9 protein-coding genes and 1 pseudogene are annotated in these 13,167 nt (G+C 62.7%); 1 reads left to right on the top strand and 9 read right to left on the bottom strand.

All coding sequences use genetic code 11. From position 1 onward, the window contains the following. Positions 1 to 23: 23 nt before the first annotated feature. From QNO12_RS01825 to QNO12_RS01805, 5 genes are read right to left on the bottom strand one after another with little or no spacing between them, the layout of a single operon-like run. Entirely contained in the window at positions 24 to 791 is a 768-nt protein-coding gene (locus QNO12_RS01825) for an SDR family NAD(P)-dependent oxidoreductase (protein WP_257504076.1), read from the bottom strand. After that, complete coding sequence (locus tag QNO12_RS01820) at positions 788 to 1,945, bottom strand: thiolase family protein (protein ID WP_257504083.1); 1,158 nt, start codon at positions 1,943 to 1,945, stop codon at positions 788 to 790. Before QNO12_RS01820 ends, QNO12_RS01825 begins: the two co-directional genes overlap by 4 nt. Position 1,946: 1 nt before the next feature. Next, entirely contained in the window at positions 1,947 to 3,410 is a 1,464-nt protein-coding gene (locus QNO12_RS01815; protein WP_257504077.1) for an NAD-dependent succinate-semialdehyde dehydrogenase, read from the bottom strand. A gap of 10 nt (positions 3,411 to 3,420) precedes the next feature. Continuing rightward, positions 3,421 to 5,202 (bottom strand): thiamine pyrophosphate-binding protein, encoded by a 1,782-nt coding sequence (locus QNO12_RS01810; RefSeq protein WP_257504078.1) that lies wholly within the window; start codon positions 5,200 to 5,202, stop codon positions 3,421 to 3,423. Between the two features lie 37 nt (positions 5,203 to 5,239). Then, positions 5,240 to 6,610, bottom strand: a complete 1,371-nt coding sequence (locus tag QNO12_RS01805; RefSeq protein ID WP_257504079.1) for an MmgE/PrpD family protein — start codon at positions 6,608 to 6,610, stop codon at positions 5,240 to 5,242. A gap of 336 nt (positions 6,611 to 6,946) precedes the next feature. Here QNO12_RS01805 and QNO12_RS01800 point away from each other — a divergent pair, with 336 nt between their 5' ends. Beyond that, positions 6,947 to 7,687, top strand: coding sequence for a carboxymuconolactone decarboxylase family protein (locus QNO12_RS01800; protein ID WP_257504080.1), 741 nt, complete (start codon positions 6,947 to 6,949; stop codon positions 7,685 to 7,687). Between the two features lie 30 nt (positions 7,688 to 7,717). On the opposite strand, the pseudogene QNO12_RS01795 reads toward QNO12_RS01800, so the two are convergent. From QNO12_RS01795 to QNO12_RS01780, 4 genes and pseudogenes are all read right to left on the bottom strand, one after another. Then, positions 7,718 to 8,895: pseudogene (locus tag QNO12_RS01795) on the bottom strand (IS3 family transposase). 77 nt (positions 8,896 to 8,972) lie between these two features. Then, positions 8,973 to 10,208 (bottom strand): MFS transporter, encoded by a 1,236-nt coding sequence (locus QNO12_RS01790; RefSeq protein ID WP_285178198.1) that lies wholly within the window; start codon positions 10,206 to 10,208, stop codon positions 8,973 to 8,975. Positions 10,209 to 10,302: 94 nt separating this feature from the next. Continuing rightward, positions 10,303 to 11,367, bottom strand: a complete 1,065-nt coding sequence (locus QNO12_RS01785; protein ID WP_257504084.1) for an ABC transporter substrate-binding protein — start codon at positions 11,365 to 11,367, stop codon at positions 10,303 to 10,305. A 617-nt stretch (positions 11,368 to 11,984) separates the two neighbouring features. After that, on the bottom strand, positions 11,985 to 13,148 hold the full coding sequence (locus tag QNO12_RS01780; protein ID WP_257504085.1) for an ABC transporter ATP-binding protein: 1,164 nt from the start codon (positions 13,146 to 13,148) through the stop codon (positions 11,985 to 11,987). Positions 13,149 to 13,167: the final 19 nt, after the last annotated feature.

Raw genomic sequence — 13,167 nt, 5'->3', positions numbered from 1 at the left:
GGCAGCAGGGTAAAAGGTGGCGTTCATCGCGGAGGCATCCGAATTGCGCCGTCGAGACGGATGGTCTCACCGTTGAGATAGGAGTTCTCGAGGATCGCCACCGCAAGGTGTGCGTAGTCCTCGGGACCGCCCAGCCGCTTCGGGTGTGGCACGGTGTTCTCCAGGTCCTTCCGGATGTCCGCGCGCAGGCGAGCCAGCATGGGAGTGTCGAAAGTACCCGGGGCAATCGTGTTCACGCGGATCTGACGGCTCGCGAGATCGCGAGCGGCCACGAGTGTCATCCCATGTACTGCAGCCTTCGATGCTGCGTATGCGGTTTGGCCGATCTGGCCGTCGAACGCCGCGACCGATGCCGTGAGCACGATCGTCCCGCGATCTCCATCGGCAATGTCGTTCACAGCGAGACGCGCGGCGCCCAGCCGAAGGATGTTGTATGTACCGAACAGGTTGATCCGGATGACGTTTTCAAAGCTCTGGAAGTCGGCGGGGATACCCTCACGATCAAGGATTCTGAGCCGGTCTCCGCCACGGCCTGCGCAGTGCACGACCCCGCGCAGAGTCCCCAAGCCCTGCGCAGCGTCGAACGCGGAATTCACCGCCGCGTCATCCAGGATGTCCGCAGGTGCAAAGACAGCCCTTTCGCCGAGTTCTGCAGCAACCTCGAGACCCGCAGAGGTCGGAAGGTCAAGCAATGCGACCCGACCACCCCGCTGGAGGATAGAACGCGCCGTGGCCAAGCCGAGGCCCGATGCGCCGCCCGTTATCGCGACGACGCTTCCGTCGATTCTCATCGGCTCGTCCCCTTCTCGATCAGTTCGATGAGAGTCGCGTTGGCTGTCCCGCCCGCCTCGCACACGGTCTGGACGCCGTAGCGCAATCCTTCGGCTTTCATGTGGTGGATCATCCGCGTCATCAGGATTGCTCCAGATGCGCCGAGGGGGTGTCCGACCGCGATCGCACCGCCCAGGGGGTTGAGCTTGCTCGGGTCTGCACCGGTGTCGGCGAGCCAGGCGAGGGGGACGGTAGCAAAGGCCTCGTTCACCTCGAACACACCCACATCCTCCAAAGCGACCCCGCTGCGAGCGATCAACTTTTGCGTCGCTGCGATGGGCCCAGACAGGACTATCGCAGGGTCCGCTCCGACCGCAACCCCAGAGTGCACTCGCGCCAGAGGCGTGAGCCCGAGTTCGGCTGCGCGCTCTGGCGTCATCATCAGCAGAGCCGCCGCGCCATCCGAGATCTGCGAGGAGTTGCCGGCAGTGACCACGCCGTCATCCTTGAACACAGTTCTTAGACCGGCAAGCTTCTCCATGGAGCTGTCGGGACGAATACCTTCATCGCTTCGAAGGTCGGAGACATCGCTCATCGGGACGAGTTGTCCATCGAAGGCCCCGGCCGACGTCGCATCGCCAGCCCGCCGGTGTGATTGGAGAGCGAACTCGTCAAGCTGTTCCCTGGACAGATTCCAGCGCTCGGCCATCATCTCTGCTCCGGCGCCTTGTTCGAATGTGACACCCGGATAGCGGGCACTCATGGCGGGACCATAGGGAAAGCCGACTGCCCGGGTCGCACCGAGCGGCACGCGACTCATGGTTTCGACACCACCCGCGACGACGACGTCGTACCGGCCCGACATGATACCCATGGCGGCGAACTCCACCGCCTGCTGGCTCGAACCGCAAGCTCGGTTGACAGTGACGCCGGGGATCTCCTCCGGCCAGCCCGCGGCGAGCACGGCGAAGCGTCCGACGTTGCCCGACTGGTCACCCAGCTGTGTCACGCACCCCCACACGACATCGTCGACGTCGCTCGGCGCAATGCCGGTGCGGGAAATAAGGCTAATCAGCACGTGCGCGGACATGTCCACCGGGTGGATCTCTGACATACCCCCGCCGCGCCGCCCGATCGGTGTGCGGACGGCCTCGACGATTACTGCCTCGCGCATCTCATAGCCCACCCATGCAGATGTACTTGACGTCGAGGTAATCCTCGAGCCCATACGAGGAGCCCTCGCGTCCGAAACCAGACTGTTTGATGCCACCGAATGGCACAACCTCGCTGGCCATCAGGCCGACGTTGACCCCCACCATCCCCGTCTCCAGCGCCTCAGCGACACGCCAGACTCGGCCGATGTCGCGGCTGTACACGTAGGAGGCGAGGCCGTACTCGGTGTTGTTTGCCGCGGCAATCAACTCCCCCTCACTGTTGAACCGAAACAGTGGTGCGAGCGGGCCAAACGTTTCGTCCGTGGCAAGTTCCGCGTCGGCCGGGACCTCGGTGAGCACGGTCGGTTCGAAGAACGACCGGCCGAGCGCATGGCGCCGCCCACCGATGGCGACCTTTGCACCCTTCTTGACCGCGTCAGCAATATGGCTTTCGACTTTCTGCACCGCCGCGACATCGATGAGTGGGCCGACCGTCGTTTCAGGGTCGATACCCGGGCCGACGCGCAACTTCCGGACCCGCTCCACGAGCTTGCTCGCGAACTCGTCGTAAACCGCGTCGTGCACGTAGAAGCGGTTCGCCCCCACGCATGCCTGCCCCACATTACGGAATTTGGACGCCAGAGCGCCCTCCACTGCCGCATCGATGTCTGCGTCGTCGAACACGATGAACGGTGCATTGCCGCCGAGTTCAAGGGCAAGTTTCTTCACCGTGCCCGCGCTCTGCGCCATCAGCGTGCTGCCGGTATGCGTCGATCCCGTGAACGACAGTTTGCGGACCAGCGGGCTGCTTGTCAGTTCGGCACCCATTGCCCGGGCATCGCCGGTGATGACGTTGAGCACCCCTGCGGGGATACCCGCCCGCTGCGCGAGTTCACCCAGCACGAGTGCCGAGAACGGAGTGTTACTCGCCGGTCGCACGATCATCGTGCAGCCGGCGGCGAGCGCCGCGCCAGCTTTGCGAGTGATGATGGTGTTGGGAAAGTTCCACGGCGTGATCGCGGCGCAAACGCCGACGGGTTGCTTGATCACGATGATGCGCCGGTCATGGGCGGGGGACGGGATGACGTCGCCATAGGCGCGGCGCGCCTCCTCGGCGAACCACTCGATGAACGCTGCCCCGCTCACGACTTCGGCACGGGCCTCCCGCAACGGTTTGCCCTGCTCCGCGGTGAGGATCTTTGCAACATCCTCCTGGTGCTCGATGATGAGGTCGAACCACCGGCGGAGCAGATTGCTTCGCTCCTTCGCAAGGAGCGACCGCCAGGCAGGAAGCGCAGCCTCAGCCGCTGCAATTGCCCGTGCGGTCTCGCCCGCACCGAGGTTCGGGACTGTTCCGACAGCCTCCCCGGTCGCCGGGTCCGCCACTGTGCGAACCGTGCCGTCATCGGCGGTGATCCAGTCACCGCCGATGAGGCACTCCTCGCGCAAGAGAGACGGATCACTCAGTGCAAGATCCAGCGTCATGATTGTTTCCTCAGTGCTGTGCGGCGGACTCGTCGAGCGGGCCCGCCTTCCAAGTGGCATCGAAGTTGTCCGGGTACGGGTACCAGATCGCTCGCCACTGCGGCGTTTCGATCTCGGTCTCGATGTTGATCAGCGTCGGACGACCGCTCTCAAGCGCCGCTTCGAGCGCCGGCTTGAAGTCGTCTGGGTGGGAAATGTTCACGCCTTCGGCGCCCATTGCCTTCGCCATCGCGACGTAGTCCGGACCCCAGAGGGCTTGCTCGCCCTCCTTGCGGTAATCGCAGAGCGACTCGCGGCCGAACAAGCGCAACATTGTTTCGCGCTCGATCTGCAGCGAACGGTTATCGAACACGATCCAGATGATCGGCAGGCCCAGCTCGACCGCCGTCGGCACGACGGTCGCGCGCATCAGGAATGCCCCGTCACCGAGCATGGCGATGGCCGGCCCCTTGCCGCTGGCAAGGCTTGCGCCAAGCACGGATGCTGCACTCCAGCCCATGCGATGCATGTAGCTGCTGTGCACGACATTCCGTGACGACGCAGGAAGGAAGGAAGGACCGAAGCTCAGCATGTTGCCGGTGTCGAAGTGGATCGACGCATTGGGGCACTTCTCTGCCACGACCTGGCCTGTGTCCCACGTAATACGTGCGTAGTGGATGGGCGCAATTTCCGAGTTACGCATGTCCTGCGTGCTCTCGAACCACTCGGCACCCTTTGCGGTGAGTTCTGTCGTCCACGCCTCGCGCTCGGTCAGCCCCGCCTCACGTGCGGCGCGGGTGAGCGCCTCGAGCCCCAGTCGAGCATCCGAGAACAGCGCCACCTCGGTCGGGTAGGCCCGGCCGAGTTCCGTCGGGTCGATGTCGATGTGGATCAGCTTGGTGTTGGTCGGAATGTCGAAAAGTGTCCACGCACCGGTGTCGATATCGGTGAAGTGCGTTCCAATACCGATCACTACATCCGCGCGGCGTGCCGCGTCGTTCCCGTGTCCGGTGCCGGCGCGACCGATGCCCCCCACCGACAGGCGGTGGTCTTCGGGGAAGGCCGCCTTGCCTGCCGAGGTAACGGCGACCGGCGTGCCGGTCGCCTCTGCATACTCGCGCAGTGCATCCCACGCGCGGGAGTTCGCGATGCCACTACCAACAACCAGCAGCGGGCGCTCGGCCTTCTGCAGCACCCTGATTGCGTCGGCGATGCCACTGGGGTCCGGTGCCGGCGGGCGGTGCGCCATGTAGGGCCGCGGGTCGGGCAGTTCATCCGAGATGAGGGTGTTCTGGATGTCGTAAGGGATTGCCAGTACGACCGGACCCGGGCGACCGGTGTGCGCGGTCTGGTAGGCGCGAAGGAACATGTCAATCGCCGTGTCGGGTCGCGTGACCATGACAGACTTCTTCGTAATGGGTCGCATAACGCCCGCCCAGTCCTCGGGCCCGTGGCGGTAGAACTCTTCGATGCCACCCCGGTCGAACCAGTGCGTGGCGCCAACGCCCGCAATCAGGAGCATGCCGATCGACTCGTAGAACGCAGTCGCGATGGGCGGGACCGTATTCATGTTTCCCGGTCCCACACTCGTGGTCACGATCGGCAGCGGCACTGAGCGCTTGCGACGCCAGTAGCCGTCAGCGAGTTCCACCGCGTGGTCCTCGCTGCGCGTGTTGACCGTGTGTATCTTTGTGTCGTGCACGAGTGCGTCCAAGAGGGCCCAGTTGCCGTGGCCGTTCAGGCCGAAAGCGACCTCCGTGCCCATCTTTTCCAGCAGGCGAGCAATCGCCTGTGCAACAGTGATCTGTCCCATTTCACGTTTCCTTATCTGACTGAGAAACCCTTGCGGGTCAGTCCTTGAAGATTCCGGTGCAGGTGGGAAGCTCGCTCATTGATTCGAGGGAGTCAATCCGCTGCAGTTGATCGAAGAGGATGCGCGCGTCCGCCTCGTTGTGCGTCAAGAGCGTGCACTCCTGGAACTTGGTCCACAGCTGCTCGGCGGAGAGCGGGTCATTGGCGCCGCCGGGAATTGTCGTGATCGGGTCGCTCTTGATCACTCGTCCGTCATTGAGCGTGAGCGTGACGGTCTCCGAGGGCGAGAACACGGGGTCGCGGGGGTCAAACTCATCGACGGCGGTCAACTTCACCTTGGGCAGGAACGCCTGCATGTCGGGTCGCTGCACGACCTCGTCGGCGGTCTCGGGCACACCCAGCTTGCCCAGCAAGACAGCTGCGGCGATTCCGTACTGGCCGCTGAATTCCGCCTCCCAGCGCGTCTGCGGACGCTCGTAGACGAGGCAGGTAACCTGCCCGCGCCCCATGTGCACCTCGACTGAGGCAATGTCATCCGGCGCGATGTCCGTGTTCTCCGCGAGCAACTTCACCGTGCCGTTGAAGGAACGGTGCAGGAAGTAGCAGGTGGGGTGCAGCTTGATGAGCAGCTTGTGCTTGGGCAGATACCACTCTTTACCGAGCTTCGACTCCGACTCAAGATCGGGCTGCGCATCCGGCGAGAACGCTACGAGGAATCCCTGCACGTTCTCGATTGCGTCGTGGCCGGCTGACATACCAGCCGCAGCGAGTCGCGCCGCTTCCAGACCGCCGCGCGCGGCCTGTCCTGCGTGATAGCCCTTCATCATCGAGCCAAAGTTCGAGAAGAGACCGCCAGCGAAGCTACCGGCAATTGCGACGGCAGTTGCGGCGCGCTCGGCGGACAACTTGTGCAAAACGGCACCAGCTGCCGCGGCCGCCATGACGCCAAAGACCGAAGTCGGGTGCCAGCCCTTGGCGTGGTAATTGCGTGAGCGGCGCCAGAGTTCGCACCACACCTCGTAGCCGGCAACGTACGCAGTAACGGCTTCCTTACCGGTGGAGCCAAGGGTTTCGGCCTCCGCGAGGATGGCAGGCACCAGCACTGCGCTGGGGTGCCCCGACATGGACTGATCGTCGTAGTCCAACGAGTGGGCGATGGCACCCGCGAGCAGAGCCGCCTCGGGAGCCGAGACGAGGTGCGATGACAGACATGCGCGTGCCTCCCCGCGAGCCGCTGGCTCTACGAGAGTTTTGCGCACGATGTTCGCAACGGGCTCCTCGATACCCACCATCACAACGCCGACAGTGTCGGTGAAGGCGTCGCGAACCATGGGGAGGACCTCCGCGGGGAGGTCGTCGTAAGAAATCCCTTCCAGAAACTTGCCGATCTCGGCGGTGAGAGATGCCATTATTCCTCCTGCTTTTTTCAGCGCCGGACCTCGTCGGCCGGTCGGTCGATCAGTTGCCTCGCCACACAGTTCGCAGCGGAACTTCTGAACCCTGCGCGCACGCACTAAATGCCTACTCTGTTCAGAATCGCGTATATGCATTCAGCATTGTCTACGGGGAACGATACGCGGTAGCATCCTTTCCGTCAAGGATTCGGCCTGACCTGTCGAAAAGGCGCATGAGGCAAGTTGCTCCGATTCCTGGCGCCTAGACACCCGCCCGGTATCCTGATATCGGCAGATCACGACGAATCAACGAACGTCGAGTGCGCAACGTCGCAACGTCCTGGAGGCTTAATGTCGAATTCCACCTACGCGGACCTAGGTTCCTTTGCCGAGGCAATAGGCGGCGACGGTGCCGTCGATGCGCTTCGGCGGGCGTCTGAGACATCGCTCGCCTCGTCGTCTCAGTACTGGCGGGTCCCGATGGAGGGGCGCCACCTCACACCCCGCATGAAGGAATTGCTGCTCCTCGCCATGCACGGTGCGGCGACCGCCCTGAACGAGCGCGCCATCGCGCGTCACGTCGCAAGGGCGAGGTCCGCGGGTGCATCCGACGCCGACATCATTGACGTCTTCGTCACCATCTCCGGCCTCACCGTACACGCACTGTACTTCTCCGCCCCCATCCTCATTGAAGAGTTAGAGGAAGCCGGCATCACGCCCGTCATGGAGCCCGAGAGTGCGATCGAGTACGAAAAGACCAAGGCCGAGTTCATTGCGGCACGCGGCTTCTGGAACCCCGCGCGCGATGCCCTCGTCCGTGTCATGCCAACGTATTTCGCGACACTCGCCGCGCAGTCAAGCGAGTCCTGGACAAACGGCTCCCTCACAATGAAGGAACGCGAGTTCCTGTGCATTGCGATCGACTCCACAGTGACGCATAACTTCGAGTCGGGCTTGCGCCTACACATCCGCAACGCCCTCAAGCATGGTGCGACGGGCGGCGAACTTGCAGAAATCCTCGAACTGACCGCCCTCATGGGTCTGGAAGGCCTGGTCATCGGCGCGCACGAGATCGCGCGGGACAATATCTGACCGCTCGCCGCCGCAAGTGACGGCGAGTGGTCATGACCCGGTTTCCCGGAACTTGAGATGAGGAGTTGTGGCTCGTTGACGCTGTCTGGTTTCGAACTCTAGCGGGGTGTCCCAGCCGAGCGCGGCGTGGCGTCGCCGGCGGTTATGGAAGCCCTCGATGTACTCGAAGATCGCGTTAGCAAGCTCGACCCTGGTCACCCAGCGGCGCCGGTTCAATAACTCGACTTGCATGCGTGCCCAGAACGACTCGACGACGGCGTTGTCGTACGGGTCTCCGACTGTTCCGAGCGACGGGAGGAGCCCGGCGTTGCGTGCGCGAGAGGTGAAGGCCCACGAGGTAAATTGCGTGCCGTGATCCCCGTGGATGATCGTTCCCGGGGAGGGCAGACGTGAGTCGATCGCCATCCCGAGCGCGTTCGTGGCGAGTTCCGCGCGCTGTGTTGTGTCTATCGCCCACCCCACCACGCGACGGCTGAACACGTCGAGGACGACGCAGCAGTACAGCTTTCCTTCCCTTGTCGGATGCTCAGTTATGTCGGTCACCCAGGGTCGGTCCCGCCCATCTGCGTGGAAGCGGCGCCGGACCAGGTCAGTGACAGTGACCTGGGTGGGGACACGCTTGGAACGTCGTCGCAACGGGAGGCCGACAAGCCCGGATCGCCGCATCAACAGTCCCACGGTGTTTTGACCAACGGTTACCTCGTGCGACCGCTGTAGCTCTGCGCGTACCCGCATCCGCCCGTAGGTGCCATATGACGCCTCGTGGATCTGTCCGATCAGGTCGGTCAGCCACGCGTGCCGGATCGATCTCGTCGACCGGGCTCGCGATTTCCACTCGTATTATCCCGATGTGGAAACGCCCAACGCGAGGCACGCTTTCCGGATGCGGACTCCGTCAGCGTGGAGCTCGCCCCGAGACGGAACCGGTCTTTTGGGGGCACCACCCGCTCCACCGCTGCAGCCACTCTGCGGAGGATCTTGTTCTCCTCCTCCAACTCACGGACACGCCTATTCGCGGAAACCAGCTCAGCCGACGGCGCGCGCCCGGACGGCGGTCTCACGCCGCGGTCCACAAGATCTTGCTGTTTCCAGCGGTAGAGACAGGACTGCGCGATCCCGAGCGCCGCGGCAACGTCGACGACGGTGCGTCCCGACCTCACCAGCTCCAACGCACGCTCACGGAACTCGGACGGATACGGTCTTGGCATACGACCACTTCTCCTCTCAGAAGCAGCCACATCCTCTCAACCAATCGTTCCGGGGAACTGGGGCATGACCAGAGCCCTCACTTGCGGAGTAGAGCCACGCCCCCCGAAAGTATGATTACACCGGCGACTACGATCACGGCGCACATTGCCCATGCCGAGGCGAACGACACACGCTCGGCGACGATGCCGAACAACAGCGGTCCGACGACGGCACCCGAGTAGGTGCCACCCTGCATCCAGCTCGTTGCGCGAGCCTGTGCCCGCCGGTGCGTCACGATGACTGCGTGCTGGACGAGCCCTGGCCATGCTGAGCCAAGGGTGAACCCAGCAACGGTTGCCACGATAAGTGGCGTCGCAGCGGTGGCGAGACCGAGTGTCAACAGGCTTGCTGCGGCGAATACATTCATCACGGCAACCATCCGAAGGTGCGCAGTGGCGTCCCCCCACCTGTCCGACAGGCCACCGACCAGAATCCTCGAGGCAATGCCGAGCCAACTCCCCAAAGCCAACAGCCCCCCGGCCGTGGTGAGCGGGATGCCGTGGTCAGCCAAGCCCTCCACGAGGAATGGGGCGAGTACAGAGGTACCGATCGTCGCAAGCAAACCTCCAAGAACGAGCAGGAGGAGGGACCCACGTGGTGTGACGCGTTGTACCGGGGTAAAGCTTCGAGCGGCGGGAGGACTAGTTGGACGAACCGAGCGGCCCGGAACCCGGAGGGTGAAACTCAGTAGACAAACGGTGATGGCGAAAGTCGCAAACGCTACGAACGGTGCTCGCCAACTCGCACCAAGCGTCGTAGTAGCCCAGACGCTCGCCGCAGCAAACGTCGCTGCAGCGAATGCGCCAGCCACCTTCATTCCGAATGAAAGTCCGTGGAATCGGTGAGGCACAAGGCTCATCACCATCAGGTTGGCGGAGGGCGTCACGAGCCCATTCACCGCACCAGCCAGCGCGGATACACAGATCACCGCCAGAGCAGAGTCAGTAAACCCAGTGAAGATGCAGACGACCGCCGTAACGATCAATCCGACTCGCAGGGGCGGGAGACTCCCCCAGCGTGTCACGATCCAACCACCCACACCAACGCAAAAGGCAGAGGCCGCGTAGAACGCAGCAAAGGCGAAGCCGACCTGGGCAACGCTAAATGGGAAGTCCTGACGAATCGCGAAGGAGAGTGGGCCGATAGCAAACGCGGGCGCCGCAAACGCTGTCGCCGCCAGCCCGGGCATAACGACAGCCAGGTACTCACGAAATCGATTCAGGAACGGCGAGTCATCCGAAATCACTATTGCCGCCGACCCGTTTTGCGCCACAGAGATTCCGCTCTGTCGCTCGCCTTTACCAGTGGTGGGCGCAGCGTCGCATTAGCGCTGCGCCCACCACTCCGGTCACTTTCGAACGTGATGCTTAGCCCTTGAATAAGGCGTCCCAATCAGCCTGAAAGTCCTTGCGTCGCTCATCCGTCCACTCCTCGTGGTCGTAAATCTGGATGTCGTCGTATTTCAACCCTGTCAGTCCCGGGACGACGAAACCCACCATCCCCGGCCACAGCTCCGTAAGCTGCTTCTGGACACCTGGCGTCATAAGCCAATTGGTGAATACCACAGCAGCGTTCGGATGGGGAGCTGTCGCAAGAATGCCAGCACTGAGCTCTACCCCGCCTACGCCGGCGCTTGTGGGAATGTCCTCCGCGATTGGCGCGCCCTGCGCAGCCAGCGGCGGAATAACTCCGGGAACGAAGCCAACTCCGAATCCGACCTCACCCGCTCCCATGCTCTGAGCAATCGGCTGCGTTCCACTGAACGCAACGTGAGGAAGCGCCCCGATGCGCTCAAGAATGCCGGGATAGGTCGCTTCCCAGAGTGCATACTGGCTCTTCATTGCCGTCGATGAACCGGAATCGTTGAGTCCGATCGATACACCACTGGCCTCTGCAGACTCCACGAGTTCCTCGATCGACGCAACGGGTTCACCAAGATTCGTGTTGTGCCCGAAGGAGTACCCGTACCGAAGGATGGGGATACCGAACTCGCCTTCGAAGTCGCCGTAAGCGCTCTCGTTGTCCGCGTTGACGGATATCGGGGCTAGCGCGCCCTGCTCACCGCGCTCTGCAAACCACGGATGCTCCGCGTGGAAAGTCACATCGGCACTCCTGACCGCGCCCTCGATCTCCTGATCGAGCAGTGGCAGCATGTCACCGGTCGCAAGCCGGTTCACTGTGACAGTGATGTCTGGGTAAGCTTCCTCGAACTCTTCCTTGATGAAGACATCTGACCCCGGCTGAGTTGTATAGACCGTGAGGGACCCCTCCGCGTTGGCCGCTTCTACAACCGAGTCCCACTCGCCAGCGTCGACAGCCGTCGTGTCCGCCGGTGTCGTGCCGGAGCAAGCTGTGAGAACCAGTCCAGCGACGGCCATGGTCGCGACCGCCGAGAAGATTCCTAACCTGCGTGTGCTGTGGCGAAAATCCATACAAGCTCCTTTGCTCACTTCAAATGGAATTCAGTCGCTATCAAGCGACTGTCGAACTCATCAAGTGTGGCTGCCGACGCGTCAAGAGTCAAGGCTTGTGTCCGAATATACCAACTCCCAATCGCAGTTACGAACACCGAGTGCGAGTTTTCTGCGCCGAGGGAGCCTAATCACAGAACGCCTACGTTCAACTATTCATATATACGGCGACGACTATTCATATATACAGCGACGACTTCGTATGCGCTAACTGCACATTGCCGCCGCCATAGGGCGAGGCGGCAAAGCACCGCGAGCCGAACGCGAGGACGTCTATGTTTAAAAGCCCGATGCGCGCGATCGCAAAGCCCTCACCGTGACCCGATCAACGCCTTTGCTGGCCCTCGGCCGATCGGTTGGATCTCAATGCTGGATCCAAATGGAATACCGAACCTGGCTCCGTATAGCTTCTTCAACGCGGTAGCAGAGGATCATCGCCCGCGCCGGGTACGTCGACTAGTATGTCGTCGTCGAAGAGGTCTTCCACCCCGACTACACGTAAAACTGAACAATAGAGCGGGCCGTCCCCCCACCAATGAGGAGTGGATCGGCGCAATCACTGCGCCGATCCAGAGTTCTTAGACGAGAGACTCCCCCTGGTAGACAAGAGCACGTTCCGACGCCACTACGAGATCGACTTCGTCACCCGGGTGCGCATCGGCCACGGTCGTATTAGCCGCGTACCACTGACGACCGGCGACATCCACGATGTACCGCGGGCGCCCCCCGGCTCCGAGCACGACCTGAGCGAGCGTTCCATGCAGCCGCAGTTCATCCGGGTCGACGTTTCCATGTCGCGCTGCGAGGCGTGCGTCCTGGTCACGGACGAAAAGCTGCAAACCGTCGCCGCCAGAACACCGCGCGGCAATCGCCTCGCTCCCCTCAATTGTGCTCCCGTCGACGGAAAGCCGGCCCCCCGCAAGTGTGACCTCCATCTGGTTCCGCACCCCGAGGAAGTTGGCGGCATACGGGGACACGGGGTGCGCGTACACCTCGGCTGGCGGCCCCACTTGCTCGATCCGACCCTCCCGCATCAGGACGACTCGGTCACCCATCTCCAGCGCTTCTTCCTGGTCGTGCGTGATATGGATGGCGGTAAATCCGATCTTGCGATGCAGCCTCAACAGCTCGGCGCGAAGTGATACCCGCAGCAGCGCGTCCAAGTTGCTGAGCGGTTCGTCGAGCAGCAGGATGCCCGGCTCAGACACGAGCGCTCGAGCCAGGGCAATGCGCTGCTGCTGACCGCCGCTGAGCTCCGCAGGCAAGCGGTCTGCCAGGTGCGGCGTCTCCAACGACGTCAGCACGGCTTTCACCATGCGGTCCCGCTCCGACCGCTTTATCTTGCGCATCCGCAATGGGTAACCGACGTTTCGCTCAACTGACATATGCGGCCACAATGCGTAGTTCTGGAATACAAGCCCAACATTGCGCTTGTTAGGTTTGATATCCGCGCCGGAACTCGCGTCGAAGACGACTAGATCCTTCAGCCCGATCCTACCGGACGTCGGGGCTTCTAGCCCCGAGATGCAACGGATGAGGGTCGTCTTGCCACAACCGCTCGGACCGAGAACGACAACGTACTCGCCGTCAGCGATGTGCAAATCGATGCCGCGGAGAGCATGGACTGTCCGGTCCTTCGTGGTGAAGGTCTTCTCGAGACCCGATACCGAAGCGGCAATCCGCGGGTTTGCGCCGGACTCCTCAAGGCCGTTGTTCTGTCGTGGTGCGTTGGTGATCGTCATTGTCCACAGCTCCTTCGCC

It is taken from the genome of Microbacterium sp. zg-B185 (assembly GCF_030246885.1).
In the GTDB taxonomy this organism is placed as follows: Bacteria; Actinomycetota; Actinomycetes; order Actinomycetales; family Microbacteriaceae; genus Microbacterium.
Note: the sequence above shows the minus strand (reverse complement) of the source record. Positions and strands in the feature narration are given on the sequence as shown.

Bases quoted from the DNA above. Each gene is read 5' to 3' on its own strand.
- QNO12_RS01825 (WP_257504076.1), bottom strand. From the start codon at position 791: ATGAGAATCGACGGAAGCGTCGTCGCGATAACGGGCGGCGCATCGGGC.
- QNO12_RS01820 (WP_257504083.1), bottom strand. From the start codon at position 1,945: ATGCGCGAGGCAGTAATCGTCGAGGCCGTCCGCACACCGATCGGGCGG.
- QNO12_RS01815 (WP_257504077.1), bottom strand. From the start codon at position 3,410: ATGACGCTGGATCTTGCACTGAGTGATCCGTCTCTCTTGCGCGAGGAG.
- QNO12_RS01810 (WP_257504078.1), bottom strand. From the start codon at position 5,202: ATGGGACAGATCACTGTTGCACAGGCGATTGCTCGCCTGCTGGAAAAG.
- QNO12_RS01805 (WP_257504079.1), bottom strand. From the start codon at position 6,610: ATGGCATCTCTCACCGCCGAGATCGGCAAGTTTCTGGAAGGGATTTCT.
- QNO12_RS01800 (WP_257504080.1), top strand. From the start codon at position 6,947: ATGTCGAATTCCACCTACGCGGACCTAGGTTCCTTTGCCGAGGCAATA.
- QNO12_RS01785 (WP_257504084.1), bottom strand. From the start codon at position 11,367: ATGGATTTTCGCCACAGCACACGCAGGTTAGGAATCTTCTCGGCGGTC.
- QNO12_RS01780 (WP_257504085.1), bottom strand. From the start codon at position 13,148: ATGACGATCACCAACGCACCACGACAGAACAACGGCCTTGAGGAGTCC.